Raw genomic sequence first — 20534 nt, 5'->3', positions numbered from 1 at the left:
GATAAGTATACTTTTATAAAGTAAGAATCTATAACCTAACGGTTTATAAATTGATGCTTTAGAAACAATGCACGTTAGGCGAAAACTCTTGAAGAGGTAATATGTTAACTGACTGGATTAACGAAAGTAATATTAATATTATTGAGCACGCAGACAATTGGCAGAGTGCTGTGGCATTGGCAGTGCAGCCGTTAATAGATGTTGGTGCGGTTGAGGCTCGTTATCTCCAGGCTATTTACGATATGCACAGAGAGATTGGTCCTTATTATGTACTGGGGGAAGGTATTGCTATGCCGCACGCCAGACCGGAAGAGGGGGTTATTCGCACCGCGCTGTCACTGGTTATTGTACAGAATGGAGTTGAGTTTTACAGCGAAGATAACGATCCGGTTTATATCATCTTCGCTCTGGCAGCAATAGACAGCAATTCACATATTGAAATGATCGCCAGCCTCTCACATCTTTTTTGTGACGATGCGGTGGTGCAAAAATTAAGAGGATGCCAAAGCAAAGAAGATGTTTTGCAGGCCATCAGTCAGTACTGAGCGTGAAAGAGTCGGTTAACATCATGAATCCCTTTGGCATAATGCCATTGGGGTTATCCGAAGTATGTCTTGTGAATGACGGCAAACAAAGGAACACCTATGAAAAAGTTATCAATTCTGGCGGTTTGTGGTGCGGGTCTGGGCAGCAGTTTTGCCTGTGAAATGAGCATTGAAGCGGCGTTGAAAGATTTAGGGATTGACGCTGAGCTAGCTCATTGTGATATTTCAAGCGCCACCTCAACGCGTGCGGATATTATCTTTACTGGCGAAAACTTCAGATCTCAGTTCGCTCATTATAATATCAGTGCAACCATTATCTATTTAAAACGCCTGGTCGATAAAAATGAAATAAAAGAGAAGCTCACACCTGTATTGCAAGATATGGGGCTAATGGCGCATTAGTAAAATCAGACAACATAGTCTGAAGTCATAATCTTAAAATTATTTAATAAAAACATCTTACTCAATAGCTCGATCACCGTGAACTCTACAGGGGACTTGATATGTCTTTCCTTCACTTTATCGTCAATGACGTACTGGGCCAGGCGTCTATTTTAATATCCCTGATTGCTATGATCGGGCTTATTGCATTAAAGAAAAGCCCAGGACAGGTTATTACCGGCACGTTGAAAACCCTTCTCGGTTTTTTGGTGCTGCTTTCGGGTGCCAGTATTATTGTCGCAACCCTAACCTTTTTGGGTGAAATTTTCCAAAAGGGTTTCCACATGCGCGGTATTGTTACCGACGTGGGATCAATTGCCGGCATTGCCCAACAAACGTTAGGACGAGAAACCGCGCTGATTATGGTGTTGGCATTTATTGTTAATATTCTTATCGCACGTTTTACCCGCTATAAATATATTTTCCTGACAGGCCAAGCATCATTATGGATGGCAACTGTCTGTTCGGTTATTGGGTATATGGGCGGCCTGCGCGGCACTGAACTGATCCTGATTGGTGGCGTAATTGCCGGTGTCATGGCGGTAGGTATGCCGGTGCTGGCGCAGCCGATTGTACGCAAAATTACGGGCTCGGACGATTTCGCCCTCGGCCACTTCTGCACCATTGGCTACATCATTCAGGCCGGTGTAGCAAAATTGACCGGCGACGTAAGCAAAAGCACGGAAGATCTTGAGCTGCCGCCGGCGCTGTCGTTCCTGCAGGATACCTACCTGTCGATGATGGTAGTGATGATCCCTATTTACCTGATCCCAGCCGCCGTTGCTGGCCCTGAGGTGATTGCACCGTTCGCCAACAGTGTGAACTATATGGTCTATGCCTTCCTGCAGTCGATTCAGTTTGTGGTCGGCGTTTATGTGCTTTTGGCCGGGGTTCGCCTGTTGTTAGCCGAAATCGTGCCCGCATTTCGCGGTATTGCACTGCGCATCGTGCCTAATGCGATTCCTGCCCTCGACTGCCCGGTGCTTTTCCCCTATGCACCCAACGCGGTCATCATCGGCTTTATCTCAACCACCATTGGTTCGGTCATCGGCATGTTCCTGTTCCCAAGTATTGGGTTAGCAATGATTTTACCCGGCATGTTGACCAACTTCTTTGCCGGAGGCACTGCGGGTATCTTTGGTAATGCCGTTGGCGGACGCCGAGGAGCCATTATTGGTGGCATCTTCCACGGACTGTTCATTACTCTGCTGCCCGCGCTGCTGCTGCCGCTGCTCGGTAAATTCGGTTTTTCAAACGTGACCTTCAGCGACTCGGACGTCATCAGCGTCGGGCTGGTATTTGGTCACATTCTTAACTTCTTTCACTAGGTTAAACGGGGGCTGATATGACTACTGCAATCGACGCCATTCTGGCACAAAACCTGGCGCCCGCCGATTGCGCCAACGCGCTGAATGAATTGGGTAAAAGTTATGCGGAACAGCAGGATATCGATACTGCGATTGCCTGCTGGGAAAAAAGCATGGAATGTTACGGCAAGCCTGGCTTTGCTCAGGCGCAACTGATGAAGGCCTATAACGCCAAACGTCGTGAGTGCTCACATGCGGGAGACGGTAATGGACTTGAGCTTTACTCAAATAAAATCGACGGACTGATGCAAAAAAGTAAAGACGCCATCCGCTACGGTTTTTAAGGAAGCCCAGTCAAAAAATCAGGTTTTTTTAAGAATAATTAAGGCCAGTGACCTCGCGTTGCTGGTCTTTTTCTTTAATCTTTCACCGATAGCTTTTATGATGGTGGTTATATTTTGAACGTAGCGAGAGGGCTTATGTCGGGTAAAAAGTTAGCATCAGTGAAATTAATTGCTGTAGATATGGATGGCACATTTCTGGATGACCAAAAAAAATACAATAAGGCAAAATTCCTTTCTCAGTATCAGCAGCTCAAGCAACAGGGCATCAAGTTTGTCGTAGCCAGCGGAAACCAGTACTACCAACTAAAGTCGTTCTTCCCTGAAATCGCCTCTGAAATCGCCTTTGTGGCGGAAAACGGTGGCTATATCGTTAAGGAAGGTCAAGATCTGTCCGTTGCTTCACTCAGCGCCGAGTCAGTGGCGAAGATCCTTGAGTTTATTGATAATACGCCGGGTTTGAACACGGTAATCTGCGGCAAAGACAGCGCCTACATTTTGGCGTCGCAGCCGGATGCGTTTTATCAAAAGATGCAAAATTATTACCATAGATTGAAGAAAATAGAGAATTATCAAGAAATTGACGACACTATTTTTAAGTTCGCGACCAATATTGATGACCATCACCTGGCAAACTTTATGACCTCGCTTGATAAGGCTTTGGGTCACATCATCACGCCGGTCTCCAGCGGACATGGTTCGGCTGACCTGATTATTCCAGGCCGCCACAAAGCCAATGGGCTGCGGATGCTGCAAGAAATCTGGGGCATTGATGACAGCGAGGTTGTCACCTTCGGTGACGGTGGTAATGACGTAGAAATGCTGAAACAGGCCGGGTATGGTTTTGCGATGGCCAATGCGATGCCCGCTGCCAAAGCAGCAGCGAGTTATTCAACCGTTTCTAATAATGAAGAAGGCGTGTTGAAAATCATCGACAACGTACTGGCGGGTGAAGCGCCGTTTAACGTTTAACCGTGACACTGGTTGGTGAAGACGTCGTTACCGTGTGGGCAAACATTGTTGCTGTTCGGGATAATTCTAAATATTGATTCAGCGGCACCGGCACCACAGCCGCTGAGCAGAAAAAGACAAACAACAAGGATAGTCACTTTCATTGAAATTCCAGCGTAAAACAGGCGAACAATGCATGGGAACCCCATACGCCAATGAACTGAGAGACATTCAAGTACACTCGACACGAGCATAACCTATCTTGAGCCAGCATAATGTCTTTCTTTTCTTAATGTAATATTCCTCTTTATACTGTCAATCTTTCATCCGTCGAGTCGTGATACGGGCAGTAATTCCAGGGACTTGGATCAAAAGGATGAGTAGCCGAAAACGTGTGCATCGAGGGATTCATCGAGCGTCATTAAGGGAAAATAATGAAGAAAAATATCACGATTAAGGATATTGCAGAGATTGCAGGCGTATCAATTACCACTGTTTCACGCGTACTCAACAACAACAGCTGGGTTTCTGATAAAACTAAGGCCAAAGTACAGAAGGTGATCGCTGAGTACAGTTTTAGCCCCAATCTGGTGGCGCGTGGCATGATATCTAAAAAAAGTGACACGCTGGCGGTGGTCGTTTCTGATATTACCAATCCTTATTTTGTCACTTTAGTCGCGCAAATTGAGCAAGCATGTTTAAAAAACGGTTATAAAATTATCCTCTTTGACACCCAGTCTGCGCGGAAAATGCCAGACTCTTCCCAGCCAAACGTTGATGTGGCTATCTTTAATTCAATCATGAACAGTCAATTAGATGGGGCAATTATTTTGGGAGGGGATATCGATTATGTTGATATTCCAACGGATTATCTTTCGGCGCTGAAAAAACTAACTGAACAGATCCCAACGGTCGTGGTCGGCAGAGAGATACCTCAGTTGGCCTATTCGTGTATTACGCGCGATCAAACCCACTGCGTACGTATGGTGACGCAGCGACTGATCGACAGAGGTTATAAAAACATTGCTTTCATCGGTGGCTCTGAAAAAGTTTATGTTACTCAACAACGCGTTGGCGCTTTTTATGCGCATTTGCAAGAGGCTCGCCTGCCGATTCACCCCGAGTTTGTTATTCTAAATGACTTCTATATCGAGCACGGCTATCAGGCCATTGAGCATCTTTTAGGCCGGGATGCGGCGATGCCGGATGCGATTTTGGCGATTAACGATCGGGTTGCGATGGGAGTGATCCGTGCTTTGAAAGACAACCATGTCTCGGTGCCTGAAGATAACATCGCCGTGGCCAGCTGTGAATATTTTCCCGGCAGTGAGTATTTTATTCCGAGGATCACCACGGCAGACCATCAAAACAATCGTCTAGGTCAGGCAGTGATAGCGACTATGATCGCGTTAATGCAGTCATCTACACCCAACAATGAACTAATAACCATCCCCCCTTTATTTCTCGAAGGGGAATCTTGCTAGTTTATATTTTAAGGCCGTTAAGTTAATTATTATTAAATATTAAGATAAAACTCATCCTAGGCCCTTTGGCCTTATTTTGCCAACTTGCTCACACTTCCATTATTTACTCAAGGATCGCATTGATCTTCTTCATCTGGCTGCATACTATCAAACCTGAAAACGTTTTCAGGTTTGTTGAGGACGTAAATGGAATTCAAAAATCTGGAGAACATAATGAAGCCTACGATGATGACGTATATTAATGAAGAGAAAGAGATATTGGCTAATATTTTAGCTAATTATCCAAACACACTACCGGTCATAAAAGACAAAAAAACGTGGCTTATTCTTGCAACGGGTTCAAGTTTCAACGCAGCCAAAAGCGCAAAATATTATATTGAAAATATTGGTCAAGCTCGCGTCAGTATTGAGGAACCCTTTCACTATCAATTTTTTGAAAAACATAATCCAATGATTGATTTAATCATTGGCGTTTCTCAAAGCGGAGAAAGCACGTCGACAATCAACGCAATTAAGAATTTGAAAAAGTCCGCCACAGTAACGACGCTAGGTTTAACCAGCAAAATGGGCAGTGAACTGGCAAATACGGTGGATCTCGCCGTCGATATTCACATCGGTGAAGAGCGTGTAGGCTACGTCACTAAAGGCTACGTTGCGACGATTTTAACCCTGATGCTGTTGGGTTTACGCAGTGCCCGCGCCGATGGTTTTATCACACTGGAGCAGGAAGCCGCTGAGTTGGCGATGTTTGCACGCGCGATTAACGCCATTCCTGCGCTGATTGACAACACTGAAGCTTTCTATCAGGCGTGGCAGCAGGAACTCAATGCAGGCCAGCGTTTCACTTCGATTGGCTATGGCCCGGCAGTGGGCGTTTGCAAAGAGATGGAAACAAAGTTTGCAGAAACGGTGCGTGCACCCTCACAAGGGGTGGAGTTAGAAACCTTTATGCATGGGCCTTATTTTGAGGTCAATCCGCAACACCGTATTTTCTTTCTTGAGACCGAAAGCGTTGGACAAGAGCGCTTGGTGCTGCTGAGAGAATATGAAAAAAAATGTACGCCTTTTATCTATACGGTGAAACTGGGGAAAAGTGAAGACCCAAGAACACTGGCCATCAACATTGATGTGAATGAATATATTGCGCCGCTGGTGATGGTTATTCCATTCCAGATCTTGGCACACCATATTGCCGAAGCAAAAGGAAATGATTTGCCGACGCGTATTTATACCGATTTTGGTGTTTCAGTAAAAAGTAAAACGAGACCAGGTGACTTTAATTAAATAATACTTAAAATTAAGGAAGTAACATGGCGATTAACTTTCAGGTATTAGCCAGTGATATCATTAAACATATTGGTGGTTATTCAAATATAGAGCATGTCACTCACTGTGCGACGAGACTGCGTTTTACCCTTAAAAATGTGGCCATTGTTGATGAACAGGTTCTCAGCGAATTACAGGGCGTTATTAAAATTGTTAACACCTCTAGCCAATTTCAAATTGTTATTGGCCCTCAGGTCGAAAAGGTCTTTACCGCAATGACTGCTCTGCAAAATCCTGCTGCGTTGACAGATCCACTTCCTGGGGCAACGGAGAAAATGTCCCTGTTTAATCGATTCCTATCCAATATCTCGGCCATTTTTACGCCCTATATTGGAGTATTGGCGGGCGTTGGGGTTGTCAAAGGCATCGTGGTGTTGTTGCAAACCATGCACTGGGTGGCGACAGATACCTATATTTTCACCGTATTTAATATGCTAGCGAGCGGCGTCTTCACCTTTTTACCCTTATTTATTGCCATTACTGCGGCAGAAAAGTTCAAGACTAATCGATACATTGCCCTTGCGCTTACTGCCGCGATGGTCTTTCCGCTAACAGACCCTTCAATGCCGAGCACTATGAGCCTATTCGGACTGACGCTCAGTCTTAAAATCTACGGCGGTGCGGTGATCCCGGCGATCTTCGCCGTGTTATTTCTAAGCTACGTTGAGCGGTATTTGAAGAAGGTGATCCCGGAAGTCGCTGCACTGGTTTTTGTGCCGTGTCTATCGTTGATTATCACCGGTTTTGTGGTGTTCACCTTCATCGGACCCGTGGCAGATTATATCGGTATCGGTATTGCTAATGCTTATATCTGGTTATATGAACTGAGTCCGGTACTCTCTGGCGCGTTGCTGGCCGGGATAGGTCAACTGTTTGTCGTCTTTGGCGTTCACTGGGGCATTATTCCCCTGGCGCTGGTTAATATCCAGGTTCACGGCTACGACACAATCATGGCCATGTTTATGTCGGCGGTTATGGGGCAGTTTGGCGCGGTATTTGGGGCAATATTTATTGCACGAAATGCGAAAGATAAACAAATTGCTATTTCTGCTTCAATCTCTGCTTTCTTCGGGATAACAGAACCTGCGTTGTATGGCGTTACGCTTAAGTACCGCATGCTGTTTATTTTTGGCTGTATTGGGGCATCATTGGGCGGGGCGATTACCGGGCTGCTGCGGGTTAAAACATACAGCTTCCTACCGGTGCTAAATGTCTTTGAATTAGGTTTGTTTAGTGGGCCTGAATCAAAAATGATTTACGAAGTTATCGCCATCGCTGTGGCCTTTAGCGTGCCGGCGATACTGACGGTCGTTTACGGTAAAACGTTGATGAAAAGGTCTTTGGCCACGCAGTTAACGCAGCCAAAGTGATAAAGGAATGTTTTAGCTCAACGCACCACTTACTCCCTCAGCTTGAGGCTGTGGGTGGTGCACCGCGATATAACGTTCGTATTTGGACGGTTTGAGCACCGACAAATCAACCAGCACCAATCCATCGATACAGTGATTAAAGGCGGGATCGCAACCGAAATCGATAAACTGTACGCCACCTGTTTCGCAAAGTTCTGAATACTGTTTATAAAGCGGTGGAATACTGCAACCCAAATTCGCCAACAGACGTTTCAGACACTGTAAATCTTGCTGATAATTGTCGCCGCTAAATTGTGCCAATACCTCCGGCAAAGACGCAGGATAGGGTTGGCGCGACGTTGCCAGCGGTAGAGACGGAGCAAAATAGAGGCGATAGAACGCAATCAGCAGGTCACGGGCAACCAGAGGTAAACCTCCAGAAATTGAAACTGGGCCAAACAGATAGCGGTACTGCGGGTACTTGGCCAGATAGGCGCCAATGCCGAGCCACAGGTAGTCCAGGCCGCGTTTCCCCCAGTAGGCAGGTTGAATAAAGCTGCGGCCCAGCTCAATACCCTGCGCCAGAATCGGGTCCATTTGATGGCCGTAGTTAAACAGGCTTTGACTATAAATAGCGTTGATCCCGCCTTTTTCCAGCTGTTCGGCGGTGGGAATAAAGCGATAAGCGCCGACTATTTCAAGCGCCTGTGGATCCCAAAGCACCAGGTGATAATAGTCGTCATCAAAGCTGTCGAGGTCACGACGACGGCCGCTGCCTTCACCCACCGCGCGGAAGGCGATTTCACGCAGACGACCCAGCTCGCGCAAAATGGGCACATAGTCTTCGCCGTGGCGGCGATAAAGATAAATCAGCTTGCCGTCAGGCGTTTTTCCCAAGACTTCGCTAGCTTCCAGCGCATGCTTGAGCACGGCGCGATCCTCCGCGCGGGCGATGGCCGATTCGGTGCGAAACAGTCCGGGCTTTCCCTGCCCTAGTCGATATACGTGTTTACGAAAACGCGCCGCCAGGTCTTTAGCCCGAGAATGCCCGTCGTGCCAGCTGTCGTAAGGGATACGTGCGCCAATTTGTAACTTAAGCGTACTGCCGCGGTGGCCAAACATTTCGTTTACCAGCAGCAGGGTGGCAATCGGTTTATAAATCATCGAACTTAAGTAAAACAGCGCGCTGTTGCTGCCGCTAATGTGCACCGGCACAATCGCGGCACGCGTTTTAGCCGCCAGTCGCACAAAACCGGTGTGCCAGCGTCCATCGCGAACGCCTTTTGATGTTACGCGTGACACTTCTCCGGCGGGGAACACGATAAGCACGCCCTGATTTTCAAGGTGCTCTTGCATCATCATCACCTGCGCACGGCCGGTGCGATTGCTCATGTTGTCGACCGGGATCATCAGGCTGCTCAACGACTCCACCTGTGAGAGCAGGCGGTTAGCCACCACTTTCGCGTCGCCGCGCACTGAAGCCACCGCGCTCAGCAGTGCAAGCCCTTCAATTGTGCCTATCGGGTGATTCGCAACGATCACCACCGGACCATAGCTGGGAATTTGTTCAAGACAGCGGGCGGAGAGTTCACAGCGAATGTGGAAGTAGTCGAGGATTTGCTCGACCATATCCACGCCCTTAAGATGACGATTTGTTTCAGCCAGTTGCTGAAACTCTTTTTCCCGAAACAGCTGTTTCAACAAATTAAGCTGCCATAAAGGCGTTTTACGCTGCGGCGCAAGGTCCTGAAGTACGTTGTCCATGCTGAACATAGAATGTCCTCCGGTTGAGTTATCTCGACCATAGGACATAACAATGACGATTTTATTTCAGCGTAGTGACGGTATGGGGAATTCTGCGTCAGTCACGTCGTGCCAATGATTAGAGGCGTGAGTAAAGATTGGCGAAACCGTCGAATTCCTTGAGATGTTCAATCCACCATTTGGCCGCGTTACCGCTGGCGTTTTCATTCCATGCTAGATAGGTCATGTCCTGATGGCATTCGGCACTATTTCGACCAGTACGCCCGATTTCAAATAAGGTTGGGCCAAATATCTCGGCAGATAGCCACAGCCCAGCGGCACCCATTTTACTTTTAAAATCATGCACGGTGAGGATCTTCTGGCGATCGAGAATGCGCAGGTCGCCGCCAGTGCTATGCTTTGATGAGTTCTGAATGATTCACACTTGCACCTGATCAGCGGCGGCCTCAACTTCAATCTCGAGCTGCTTTGGGAAGGTGTGACTTCGCTGGCCGATGCGTTAAGAATGCTCAAATAGCCAGCGCTGAGAACACCTTCGCTTCAGTGGGGGCGAGTTGCTGCCGACTCTCGATGAAATCAACGTCGCCGCGCCCGACACGTCAGTCTTTATTCTTCATCTTTACGACCGCGCATTTATCCCTGAGGTGCATGAGAAAAAACAGCTTACGCTGCGTCGGCTGCTCGTGTTTTGCCTTCTGACCGCGTTTTCTGATTCAAATCAGTTCTAGAACTTAACGGCTTCCTAAACAGGAGGTCGTTTTTTATTTCCGGTCGCCGAAGAGAGCGATAACTGCGAGAAGCTTAAGTTGGTTCAATAAGACAATGAGCTAACATACGCCGGAGAAATATCATGAATGTAAACGAGAGTATCCCCAATACAAGCCCACGCAACGATGTCGTGAGAGTGCAGGAAACAAGGTGCGGTAGCGTTATTTCTTCACTTCGGGCGGTTACCTCCGGCGGTAAGCTTGAAATGCGCTCTTTATCTCCCGGAGGGGGCGGAATTTTTAGTCGAGAGGCAAGTCCAGAACGTATTAACCCTTTACCTCCCCCCTCTTTGCCTGATTGCCCCTCCTTTTTGCCATTAACACCAACACCTTTCTCAACCTCCGCTGCGTGTGCTGAGTTTCCCTCTCAGCGTGAGCACATAGATTGTACAGAAGAGGATGTTAGGAATATCCGCATTGGTCAAAATGTAGAATATGTAGAGGCGTTGAGTAAATACACTAGGAGTATCAGCGATGCGCTTAGCGGCTATGAGAAGTTCGACGGTGCATTACTGAGTAGAGAGATTAAAGAGAAGATTTTCTCTTTAAAATGCAAAGTCGAGCGTAGTCGCATCGCGGCTGAACAATTCTTTAAAGGCTTAAACACTCGATTGGACTCGCTGCTTGGGCAGGTTAACTTAATGACCAAAGCCGCACTATTGTCCTCTGAGCAAAACTCGCTGTATTCCCACTCAAAAAACGTTTCAAAGGTGCTTGATGAAACGGCCCGTGTACTGCTATCCGTCCCCGAGGCAGACAAGACTTTAATTATCGAATTGCATGAAATCAGGAACCAGGCCTGTACTGCACGGGACAAAGCGCGTTTGCGACCCATGCTAGAGCGTCTGTCTTTGATAGAAAATGTTGAGGTAGCACAGCGAAATCTCGACCAGCAGGTTGACCGCTGCGTTAAGGTCAGGCACTTATTGCGACTATTGCTAAACCCTCATTTTTCCCTCTCAGAGCAATATTTCAAGGCTGTGCAGGCGTTTTCTACGCCCGACGAATTGTCGCTAATTGAAAATGTTTTAAAAGAGTGCCGTTTCAACGCTGAGCTGCGAGAAACCATTAACGCGTTACGAACAACGGCGCAAATGGAGGAAGTAAACAGGGATTTTAATACACTACAAAACATGCTTGAAAAAAGCGTGACAAGGTGTAATCGCAGGAATACCGAGGAGTGTGCATTAGAAAATATTCATCGAATAAATCAGTATTTTTATGAAATAAATAGTGCGCAGAAGGCGTATCAAGATACTCAGGCAAGAGCCTATTCGGCGGCGCAGGATGCGCAGTACAGAGGGTTGAAAGACAGTGAAGCACTAGAAAATCAATGGCATAAAGAAGTATTACTGGCTGAGATAGTCATAGAGGATGAGTGGCGCAATCAGAAAGTGGCCATCATTGTTGAAGAAAGTGGTGAGAAAAATATCAGGGCAGTAGGAATGAATGAGGGCGGAGCGGTGAATCACCACGTCACTTGTGACGAAAAAATAGTCGACTTGTCACGCTATGCCGTGCATTTATCGCGAAAGGATGTCATTAACGCAGTTAAGCACAGTGAATATGCCCTCGCTGCTGAAATAACAAAAAGACGTGGTTTTTTAAACATGCGGATAGAGACATTATCACAGGCCATTCCTTATAAAAATGCACCGAAGGTTGATGGTCATGTATTAAGGAAAGTTACTGTTTCGCAGGAGAAAAACCGAAAGATAATCGGCGTTGTTCAACACGATTTTGAGAAATTCCCGCAATTTGCCTCCTCTTCAAATCTTCAGGCTTTACTTATTGAGCAGGTAAGTCGACAACTCAACCAGCCTCCTACTCGGCACACCGAGCTCAGCCAGCATTCCTTTTCCGTTGCGCCGACACTGGGAGCCGCTTCTCATCATCAGGCCGACCGGTTAAAAAATAAAATCACTTCGACTCAGGTCAATGATGCCGTCAAGTCCGCGAACGCAGTGATGCTCAGACCGACATTAGAGAGCTCTTTGAAGCTCGACGTTGCGCAAATAAGTCAGGAATTTAAAAATAATGAGGTATATATGGCCCGCCGCAAAGAAAATACGGGTCGGGAGAGTTTGCCTCAGGCGACACCTCTCACTCCTGCAGTAGCCTCGACGAGCCGTCCCCCTTTAACGTCTGCGCAGTCCACGCTTTCACGACCCGCTATTGCGGCCTGCCAGGCGCAAGTATTACCGTCTAATAAAACAGGTGAGCTGACCGCTATTCATTTAAAGAATATTAAAGCTCTTGGCGCTGGTGATTTTTATCGGATGCTCTCATGTGCTATTTCAGTACCCATTTTTTATGTGGATAAAAATAATAAAATTACCAGAGTTCATTTACAGGGGAGACTTTCATACCTAATAAATTCAGATCCCAAGTCCATATCTGACGGTTTAGTGCTTTACTTTGAGAGTCGCGACGAAAAAATAGAGGCAAGAAAAACGGCAATGAAAACGCTCACGATGCTGAACACCGATAAATCTAATGTGGCAGCGTTGAAATTTATACCGCGAGATCTGTATGCCGTGCAGAATGAGCGGGAAATGTATCAGGTTATCATGTCAACAATGGAGGATTTTAGCGCCGAGGCCAGTAAATTTTTGAATCTTCTCTATTTGAAGAATAAAACTACTAGAAAAGATGACTTATTGTATTGTAGTAATATCTTCCAAAAGTTATCAACTAAACTTTGTGGAAAAACGGTTATAAGAAGTGAGTTTTTTAGACTTTTGGCTGAAAAAATAAAAGAATCTCCAGCCAGGACCACTTCTTTAATTAGCCCTGTGTTACAAAGAATAGGAAATCCGCCGGTTGCCTGGTTTAAGGTTATTGCAACGAAGCTATTGCACGCCATAAAAGACAGTGAGGATAGCATTGACGATTTAGCGTGCTTTTTAGCAACTATTTTCATCCTTTATAAAGATAGTGAAGATAACGCATTGAAGTCATTTATTGTACAGGTTACTGATCATTTCCAAAAAATAAACATAAGTGCCTATCCCCTTTTTATGATAGTGGCTAAAAACATGTATAAAGAAATAGACAGTCAGGGCAATGCACAGTTGGATTTGCATACTATACTTATCATTGCTTGTAATCGTGTAACGACTGCTTTGAATAATTCAAATCGGAGCATGAAATACCATGTGGATGTTTTGGAACCTCTTTTGCCCATGTTTACCTATCCCGGCCAGCGTTTTAAAACTCAAGCTTATCCCAGAATTAGAGACTATTTACTTGATAGATCGATATGCCCGATAATACAATTCCCTCAAAATATATCCATAAAAGATAAGGTATTATTATTTGCAATGATGGGGGCCTTTCAATACCCACGTAATTGGGCTGTTGATGTTGTCAGTAAATTTGAGACAATAATTGATGAACACGGACGCGACGGTAATGCAGCACTGGCGACGCTTTATCTTATTATTTTTGCCAACTCGCGTATTTCATCTGAAAACGGTAGAGCAATTTTTAAGAGGTTTTTCCAAAAACACGTGCAAAGAGACAGCGGTACTCAGGCGTTAGCCTTGCTTATGGTGTCGGGGGTGATGGCTAAATCGCTTATTCCTTCTATCTATAGAGCGAATGATAAAGAGGCGCTGGATTTAATTTTAGAATATTGGAATATATATAATGATGTGAAATTAACATCGATAGGTGAGAACAAATGCTTGATAATAGGCAATGGCCTTGGACGCATTGATGACAAGGTGAAATATTTAACGGGGCCAGAGTCTAAAGACAAGTCGCCTGTTTTTTTATCAATGCAAAAAGCTAACAACTGGATAGGGAAATGCCGCTATATTGAAGAGTATATTTTTACTCACAAAGAATGCGATGCAATTTTTTCCCGCATGCTGATAGATTATGCCGCCAATAAAAACAAAGTGAATTTTATTGCTGATATTATTAAGGCTAATGAAAGTTTTGATGTGAATATCAATAAATCAAAAGTCTCCGAGCTTAACGTGCGTTTGCAACACTTATTGGTAGAAGGGCGTGAAAACTCAAAAACAGACAAGAAATCCGCCGAAAATAATAAGAGTTTGTTTGAGGCTATACTTTCCCTACAGATTAATTTATTCAACTCCGGTGGTTTGAAAAACGCTGAAAAGTTGCTGGAAAATGTTGTGAGTAACTTTGCCTCAATCGATAAATTCATTGAGATGAAAGCACCGTTTACCTTGCTTAACGATAGGTTAATAAAAGGGGATATTAACGATCACCTCTATCTGTCCATTATCTCTAAAGTTATTCAAACGTCATGCGCCAAGAAAAATAATGATGGCGTAGAGTTCATTAGGAACCAATTAATGCATGAGGTTTATCAGATGATGGCAAGACGTAATAATCTGGATGAACTGCTTAAAGTTTTTGGGAATATAGTTATCAATATTCCACCTAAACTCGCGGGGTATGGCGTTTTTATTGAGCATATTAAGAGGGAAATACAATCTTCGAGTTTATCAAACCCCGCTGAGGGGCCGAACCGTAAAGAATTAATTAGATTTATTCTGGCGCAAGACATTACCTGGCTGGTATTTAAGGGGGCGTTCCAGGAATCAATACCTAACAGCGTAAATATTGATTGGTTATTTAATCCAGAGAACTTTTTCGAAGCCAAACCCGCCAGGCAGCATAGCATGCTTAAGTTTGATCAGGATATAGGGGACAAACCCTCTCCAGAATTCATTAAACGATGCATTTTAGCTGTAGGTGAGGGACTTGCATTAAAGTCTAACGCAATTAATCATACACTGGTTAGATCGTTCGGCTCTATATTAAACTTCTTAACGCAAGGAAAATCATTAGAGCTTATTGAACTTATGGATTTTATTTTAAAACAATGTGAGACACTCCGCGATAATGGGGTGCTTTCTTCTTTAGCACCCATGAAAGATAACGCCTTGCAAGGTATGCTAAATGTAATAAAAACACAGAATACTGTTGAGGCAGAGAAGTTATCAAAACGTCTGGACGACATTTTCGGGAAAAGTCAGTCTTCAGTTTACTACGAACCTCAATTTAAAGATGAAAACCTCAGTAATTCAACAACTAGCACCAGTGATTTCGAGGGTAAAAATAAAAAAAGATCACAACGCAACAGCATTACCGAGGAGTCAATGTCTGCAACAGAATCAGTATTGGCTAGCAACGTGGAGAGAAAGCCAATCAAAGATAAGGAAAAGTTGAGTCTTTATATTGAAACTGACTGGCAAAGCTTAAAAAAAGACTACGACAAAGATTGGGGTCTTGAAGAGGGGATGCAAATGTTCCTTTCCAACAGTAGAGCAAGTGAATTAAATCTCCATCCCTATACTCGAGAAAATAAAGAATCTCGTTTTTATACTATTGTCCTCAAACCCAAAAACACGCGAAGCACTAAGGGTAAGCATAGAGGTAAATCCAACGCAAGGGCCGGCTTGCTCAAGGGAAGTCACAATAGATATATTTTTGTGGGGGCGGGTAACCACAAGGAAATGGAGGCTCTGTCTACTAAATACTCAAAGAAGACCAAAGAACAAATTGACCAACGCATTGAGAGCGCCCAAGAAAAATCCTACCGCTTGCTGCTAAACGAGTTTGAAGAAATAGAGACCGGTGTTGAAGATCTTTAATTATTATCGGCATGACAATTAACATTAAGCCGGTAGCAGACTTATGCACCCAGCTTGTGCAGTTAGAGATGTTGGCGCAATCTTTATTACTGTATTATCAACGGGTCTAGCCAAAAATAGAGAGTGATTATGAGCATCGCAAACCCATTTCAGCCTTTGAATTATCAGGTTATCGCTGACAGTATTGCGACGCTTCTTTTTCCTCACGCCGAGGTGATTTTACATGACCTTAAAGCACAGCAGGTTGTCTACATCGCCAATAATCTCTCCAAACGTAAGATTGGCGATGACTCTGCGCTAGATGAGTTACCCAGTGACTCGTTTGCAGCTCAAAGCATCGGCCCCTATGAGAAACTGAATTGGGACGGGCAACGCCTGCGTTCAATCACCAGTATTCTGCGAGACGAGCAGGGGCAGGCGGTGATGGCGCTGTGCATTAACCTCAATTATTCGGTGCTGGAGCAGGCACGTGATGCGCTAAACCTATTTTTTCAATCAAGCCGTATTATGCCGCAGCCGGAAGCGCTTTTTCGCGACGACTGGCAGGAGCGTATTAACACCTTTATGCACGCCTGGCTGAATAAAAATAGTTTGGGCTTGAACAGTCTCCGCCGTGAAGACAAGCGCCAACTGGTAGAAGCGCTCTATCACGAACGGGCTTTTGAGGGGCGGAGTGCGTTTGACTATGTGGCGAACGTCCTGTCGATGGGCAGGGCCACAGTGTATAAATATGTGAAGGCCCTGCGCGAAGAGTCATTGAGTTAACCGGGGTTTAGACGCCTGGAAATGCCTCCTGACAGGCTTGCATGGCGTAAGCAGAGATTTGCGCATCCTGAACCGCTACGCCGGTTAAATCTGCTAGCGTGATCTGCTGGTCGTTTTCACGGCCTTTTGCCTGGCTATATAGCAGCTTTCCAAGCTCTATTAAACGCTCACTGGCTACCAATCCTTGTTTGCATGCGTGCGAAACCTCACCGTACTGACTGCACTGATAAACCGAATCGACGACGATAATGTCGGCGCGGGCAACCAGTTCTGCCTCAAGCTCCTGTTTACCGCCACCGTCGGCACCTACCGCGGTGATATGAGTCCCAGGCTGTATCCAGGCGCTTTGCAAAAGAGCCTGGCGCGAGGGAGTGGTGGTCACAATCAGATTGGCATTGCGGGCAACCTGTTCACAGTCCTGCGTGGTGGTGACTTCAAAGCCTAGCGATTGCGCAAATTGACGATAATCGTCGAGCGCTGCCTGACTGCGACCCCAGACTATTAGCCGACGGCAGTCGGTCAGCGGCATAAGCTGTTCCAGCTGCATGCGCGCCTGCACGCCGGTGCCGATAATACCGATACCGCTAATGACAGAGGGTGCCAGCCTCTCTGCCGCTATCCTTCCCGCCAACGCGGTGCGAATACAGGTCAGCCAGCCTTCATCCTGCAATAGCACCTGCGGCTGGCCGGTTTGTGCCGAGAGTACCAGCATCAGTCCATCATTACTGGCCAATCCATTGGCGGGATTATCATAGAAACCCGTCGATATTTTGACGGTAAAAGTTTTGCTGCCTTCTACCCAAGCTGATTTAATGCAGCAGTCGCCGTTGGCTTGTTCAAAGGTGAAGTTTTGTACTGGCGGAACCTGAACTCGGCCCTGTGAATAGGCAATAAAGCCTTCGGCAATACGACTGGCGGCGACTTTCATATCCATTGCGCCCATGATCTGCGTCTGGTTATAAATTTTCATTGGATTGCCCCAATAAATTTCTCCAGCAGAATGTTTCTTCCGCAAAGTACCACCGCCACTTTTTTACCTTGATAGTCTGCGGCGAGTTTAATGGCACCGGCCAGCGCGACGCCGGCAGCGCCTTCAATCATCCAGCGTTCATAGCGAGCGACCATTTTCATCGCATCACGAATTTCCTGCTCGCTGACCAACACCGTTTTATTGACCACTTTTTGGCACAGTGGAAAGGTAATACTGCCTGGCTCAATACCGCCGGCAGTACCATCAGACAGCGTGTCTTCTTCATCCATTTCAATAATTTTACCGGCCAGCAGTGAGCGCTGTAGGGTAGGTGCATTTTCGGGCCAGCAGCCGATTACCTCCGTGCCGGGTTTCAAATGGGCCAGCGCGGCGCCAACGCCAGAAATCAGGCCACCGCCGCCCACCGCGATAAACACGGCATCGACATCGGGCAGTTGCTCAACCAGCTCCGCGCCAATCGTGCCTTGGCCGGCGATAATATCGGGGTCGTTATACGGCGATATAAACAGCGTATTCTGCAACTGAGCCTGTTTTGCGGCTTCTAGCTCGACGCTGAGCGGGTCAGTATCAATAGAGATAACCTTGGCACCAAAAGCCCTGATGGCTTCCAACTTCAGCGGGGAAGCGTGGGTGGTGGTATAAACCGTGACCGGAACGCCGGCGCGCAACCCGGCCAGCGCTAATGCTTGACCATGATTGCCTGATGAGGCAGTAATCACGCCTTTTGAACGTTGTTCTTCGGTGAGCGTTAAAATTTTATTGCTGGCTCCACGAAATTTGAATGACCCGGTGTGTTGCAGATGTTCGCATTTTAAAAAAATTTCACAGCCGGTCTGCGCGCTAAGTGGCGCACTGTGGGTCAGGGCGGTGACCGCAACCTGAGGACGCAGCGACTGGTGCGCCCGCAAAATGGCGCTGGCAAGGCTTTGTAGTGAATCGTCGAGAGTGCTCATGGCGAGTTTCCGTTTAAAAGTGTTGTAAAAGTTGGCCGGTTTTACGATGCGTGAGCGGTGTTTTTCCTGCCAGCAGGGCAACCCTTTGTCCGGCCCTGACCAGTTTAAACAGCGGCTGCACAATAATTTTTCCGTCAACATCGCTAAAGACCGGCACTCTTGGCGTACCCAGTGCGGCGTCAATCGGTACAATTTCGGCAATTAATTCCCCGATGCTAACCGATTGACCGAGCTGCTTTTTCCATACCAGCAGCCCCATCGCCGGAGACTGCAAATGCGATGCTCCCTCCAGCGGGTAGATTTCAACGTTGGCCAACTCGGCAAGTGGCGGCGTCAGGGTCAGCAGGCCTTCATGAGCCAGAAATTGTAAAATGCCCTCGGCGTCGGCGCGTGCGACCTCGTCATTGACGTCCGCCTGACCACGCAATTCTATGCTGGTCGAAAAACCGCAATCTTGCGGATTGGCCAGTCCGGCCTGCATCAATAACTTCCAAGGCTTACCAAAAGCTTCATCGAACGGCTGACCGCCTGCCTGTTCTTCAAGGAAGACGGTTTCAATGCCCATACAGCCGGCGAGAAGTATCGCGCGCTCTTGCTGATGCAGGGTTGAGTAGAGATGCAGGGCGGCCGAGGTATCACAGTGTAAGTCCAGCACGATGTCGTGGCGAAACGCTTCTTCTAGCAACAGCTTTTTATTAGTTGCTACCGTATCAACGGCCGGGATCAACTCCAGCATCTGGGTAAAGATTTTCTTCACCTCGGAAGAGGTAAAGTGCGCGGCACCGTTTTTGGCTATGAACTCCTCGACGGCGGGGGAAATGTCCGGAAAGTTGCGGTTGAAGTTTTCACCATTGGCTAGATTAAAACGGCCAGTGACATAGCCAAAGATGTTTTGACCCAGACCCACGGGATTAGCAAAGGGGCATATCACCACTTCGCCCAGTATTTGACCGGCTTTATCAAGCTCCTGTAGCCGCCCCAGCAAATGTTGAATCACCAACAGGCCAGGGTGCTCATCCGCGTGAACGCCAGCTTGAATATAGGCACTCCGTGAATCTTGCCCACCGTTGAATCGGTGGGTAGTCAAATGGTGGCGTGTACCTGGCGCAAAACTGGGTAAATAGGTAGTTTCAGTTATCACAGACATGGCTGGCTCAGCTTTATGGAAATATTGTCCACAGTAGACTTATTGTCTATATGCCGCAACGGATTTTTTCTACTTTCGCTTAGCGGACAACGTGAACCTAAAATGGCAGTTCGACTCTGGCATCGAGTCTGATTTCACCCGCTTCAAATTAAATATTACTGTTTGTTGTTGTACTATATATATTGAGTTCAGCATAATTGTCGTATATTTGAATCAACTATGCTATCGGCTAGTTTTTTTATCTATTCAATTTAGCTCACAATGAATAGCTGTTGTGGATCTATCGTTTTTATTTATCAGTTATTACTGATCCATATAATTTCATGATGTTTGTGGGGTGTTCTTCCAAGGAATCACAGTAAAGGATTATCTATGATTATTGAGCCTAAAGGAGTAAATGGTTTTCTCGCTATCGTTGAAAATGGTAATTTTGAAAAAGCAGCGAAAAAACTAGGTATCACTACCTCTGCGTTATCGATAAGAGTTAGCACATTGGAGAAGCTCATTGGCGGAAAACTGCTGATTCGCAAACGACCTTTTATACTGACCGAAACGGGCCATCTTCTCTATAATCATGCCCTGCAATTGCGGGAACTTGAATGTAGTCTAAAACAAAAGATAGATAAAATATCGACCTAAAAGATTCTAACCTGGCAGATGGACCCTGGGTTAAACAGATCTAGCTCAGGGTTTTTCATCCCGATCCCCACTACCCACTCTTATATTGCAAATTATTTATTTAATCATTAAATATCAATTACTTATTG

At 46.2% G+C, this 20534-nt stretch carries 17 protein-coding genes and 1 pseudogene; 12 read left to right on the top strand and 6 right to left on the bottom strand.

Features of this window, described 5'->3' with window-relative positions; genetic code table 11:
• Positions 1–101 precede the first annotated feature (101 nt).
• The 5 genes from BS639_RS22550 to BS639_RS22530 all read left to right on the top strand — a co-directional run bounded on the left by BS639_RS22550 (position 102) and on the right by BS639_RS22530 (position 3606).
• A complete protein-coding gene (locus BS639_RS22550; RefSeq protein WP_084984382.1) occupies positions 102–545 on the top strand; it encodes a PTS sugar transporter subunit IIA in 444 nt (147 codons plus the stop codon).
• Positions 546–644: 99 nt separating this feature from the next.
• Complete coding sequence (locus BS639_RS22545) at positions 645–947, top strand: PTS sugar transporter subunit IIB (protein ID WP_055775922.1); 303 nt, start codon at positions 645–647, stop codon at positions 945–947.
• Positions 948–1048: 101 nt separating this feature from the next.
• A complete protein-coding gene (locus BS639_RS22540; protein WP_055775925.1) occupies positions 1049–2314 on the top strand; it encodes a PTS sugar transporter subunit IIC in 1266 nt (421 codons plus the stop codon).
• A 17-nt stretch (positions 2315–2331) separates the two neighbouring features.
• Positions 2332–2637: a hypothetical protein gene (locus tag BS639_RS22535; RefSeq protein WP_055775928.1), complete on the top strand. Its 306-nt coding sequence runs from the start codon at positions 2332–2334 to the stop codon at positions 2635–2637.
• A 135-nt stretch (positions 2638–2772) separates the two neighbouring features.
• The gene (locus BS639_RS22530) at positions 2773–3606 is read left to right on the top strand and encodes a Cof-type HAD-IIB family hydrolase (RefSeq protein ID WP_084984381.1); all 834 of its coding nucleotides are present in this window, start codon (positions 2773–2775) and stop codon (positions 3604–3606) included.
• Here BS639_RS22530 and BS639_RS24950 read toward each other — a convergent pair.
• Entirely contained in the window at positions 3603–3749 is a 147-nt protein-coding gene (locus tag BS639_RS24950) for a hypothetical protein (RefSeq protein WP_158086946.1), read from the bottom strand. The two genes, BS639_RS22530 and BS639_RS24950, sit on opposite strands and share 4 nt — an antisense overlap.
• A 270-nt stretch (positions 3750–4019) precedes the next feature.
• On the opposite strand from BS639_RS24950, the gene BS639_RS22525 reads away from it, so the two are divergent.
• The 3 genes from BS639_RS22525 to BS639_RS22515 all read left to right on the top strand — a co-directional run bounded on the left by BS639_RS22525 (position 4020) and on the right by BS639_RS22515 (position 7765).
• Complete coding sequence (locus tag BS639_RS22525) at positions 4020–5069, top strand: LacI family DNA-binding transcriptional regulator (protein ID WP_055775934.1); 1050 nt, start codon at positions 4020–4022, stop codon at positions 5067–5069.
• Between the two features lie 213 nt (positions 5070–5282).
• Positions 5283–6353 (top strand): SIS domain-containing protein, encoded by a 1071-nt coding sequence (locus tag BS639_RS22520; protein ID WP_055775937.1) that lies wholly within the window; start codon positions 5283–5285, stop codon positions 6351–6353.
• Positions 6354–6379: 26 nt separating this feature from the next.
• The gene (locus BS639_RS22515; RefSeq protein WP_055775941.1) at positions 6380–7765 is read left to right on the top strand and encodes a PTS transporter subunit EIIC; all 1386 of its coding nucleotides are present in this window, start codon (positions 6380–6382) and stop codon (positions 7763–7765) included.
• Between the two features lie 12 nt (positions 7766–7777).
• Here BS639_RS22515 and BS639_RS22510 read toward each other — a convergent pair whose 3' ends face one another.
• Positions 7778–9517, bottom strand: a complete 1740-nt coding sequence (locus BS639_RS22510) for a lysophospholipid acyltransferase family protein (protein ID WP_055775943.1) — start codon at positions 9515–9517, stop codon at positions 7778–7780.
• A gap of 109 nt (positions 9518–9626) precedes the next feature.
• Entirely contained in the window at positions 9627–9854 is a 228-nt protein-coding gene (locus BS639_RS22505) for a hypothetical protein (RefSeq protein ID WP_084984380.1), read from the bottom strand.
• A 63-nt stretch (positions 9855–9917) separates the two neighbouring features.
• On the opposite strand from BS639_RS22505, the pseudogene BS639_RS22500 reads away from it, so the two are divergent.
• The 3 genes and pseudogenes from BS639_RS22500 to BS639_RS22490 all read left to right on the top strand — a co-directional run.
• Positions 9918–10146, top strand: a pseudogene (locus tag BS639_RS22500) (amidohydrolase family protein); the annotation flags it as partial.
• A 212-nt stretch (positions 10147–10358) separates the two neighbouring features.
• Positions 10359–15911, top strand: a complete 5553-nt coding sequence (locus BS639_RS22495; protein WP_084984379.1) for a hypothetical protein — start codon at positions 10359–10361, stop codon at positions 15909–15911.
• A 129-nt stretch (positions 15912–16040) separates the two neighbouring features.
• Positions 16041–16676, top strand: coding sequence for a helix-turn-helix transcriptional regulator (locus tag BS639_RS22490; RefSeq protein WP_084984378.1), 636 nt, complete (start codon positions 16041–16043; stop codon positions 16674–16676).
• Positions 16677–16683: 7 nt separating this feature from the next.
• Here the strand turns inward: BS639_RS22490 and BS639_RS22485 are convergent, their stop codons facing one another.
• The 3 genes from BS639_RS22485 to BS639_RS22475 are packed head-to-tail and all read right to left on the bottom strand — an operon-like array spanning position 16684 to position 19767.
• Positions 16684–17646 carry an ornithine cyclodeaminase family protein gene (locus tag BS639_RS22485; RefSeq protein WP_084984377.1) on the bottom strand — a complete coding sequence of 321 codons (963 nt, stop codon included), beginning with the start codon at positions 17644–17646 and terminating at the stop codon, positions 16684–16686.
• Positions 17643–18620 carry a threonine/serine dehydratase gene (locus BS639_RS22480; RefSeq protein ID WP_084984376.1) on the bottom strand — a complete coding sequence of 326 codons (978 nt, stop codon included), beginning with the start codon at positions 18618–18620 and terminating at the stop codon, positions 17643–17645. Before BS639_RS22480 ends, BS639_RS22485 begins: the two co-directional genes overlap by 4 nt.
• A gap of 13 nt (positions 18621–18633) precedes the next feature.
• Positions 18634–19767 carry a succinylglutamate desuccinylase/aspartoacylase family protein gene (locus tag BS639_RS22475; RefSeq protein WP_084984375.1) on the bottom strand — a complete coding sequence of 378 codons (1134 nt, stop codon included), beginning with the start codon at positions 19765–19767 and terminating at the stop codon, positions 18634–18636.
• A 372-nt stretch (positions 19768–20139) separates the two neighbouring features.
• On the opposite strand from BS639_RS22475, the gene BS639_RS22470 reads away from it, so the two are divergent.
• On the top strand, positions 20140–20406 hold the full coding sequence (locus tag BS639_RS22470) for a LysR family transcriptional regulator (protein WP_084984374.1): 267 nt from the start codon (positions 20140–20142) through the stop codon (positions 20404–20406).
• The last annotated feature ends 128 nt before the right edge of the window (positions 20407–20534 follow it).

It is taken from the genome of Rouxiella silvae (genome assembly GCF_002093625.1).
In the GTDB taxonomy this organism is placed as follows: domain Bacteria; phylum Pseudomonadota; class Gammaproteobacteria; order Enterobacterales; family Enterobacteriaceae; genus Rouxiella; species Rouxiella silvae.
This window is presented reverse-complemented; position numbering and strand designations above follow the sequence as displayed.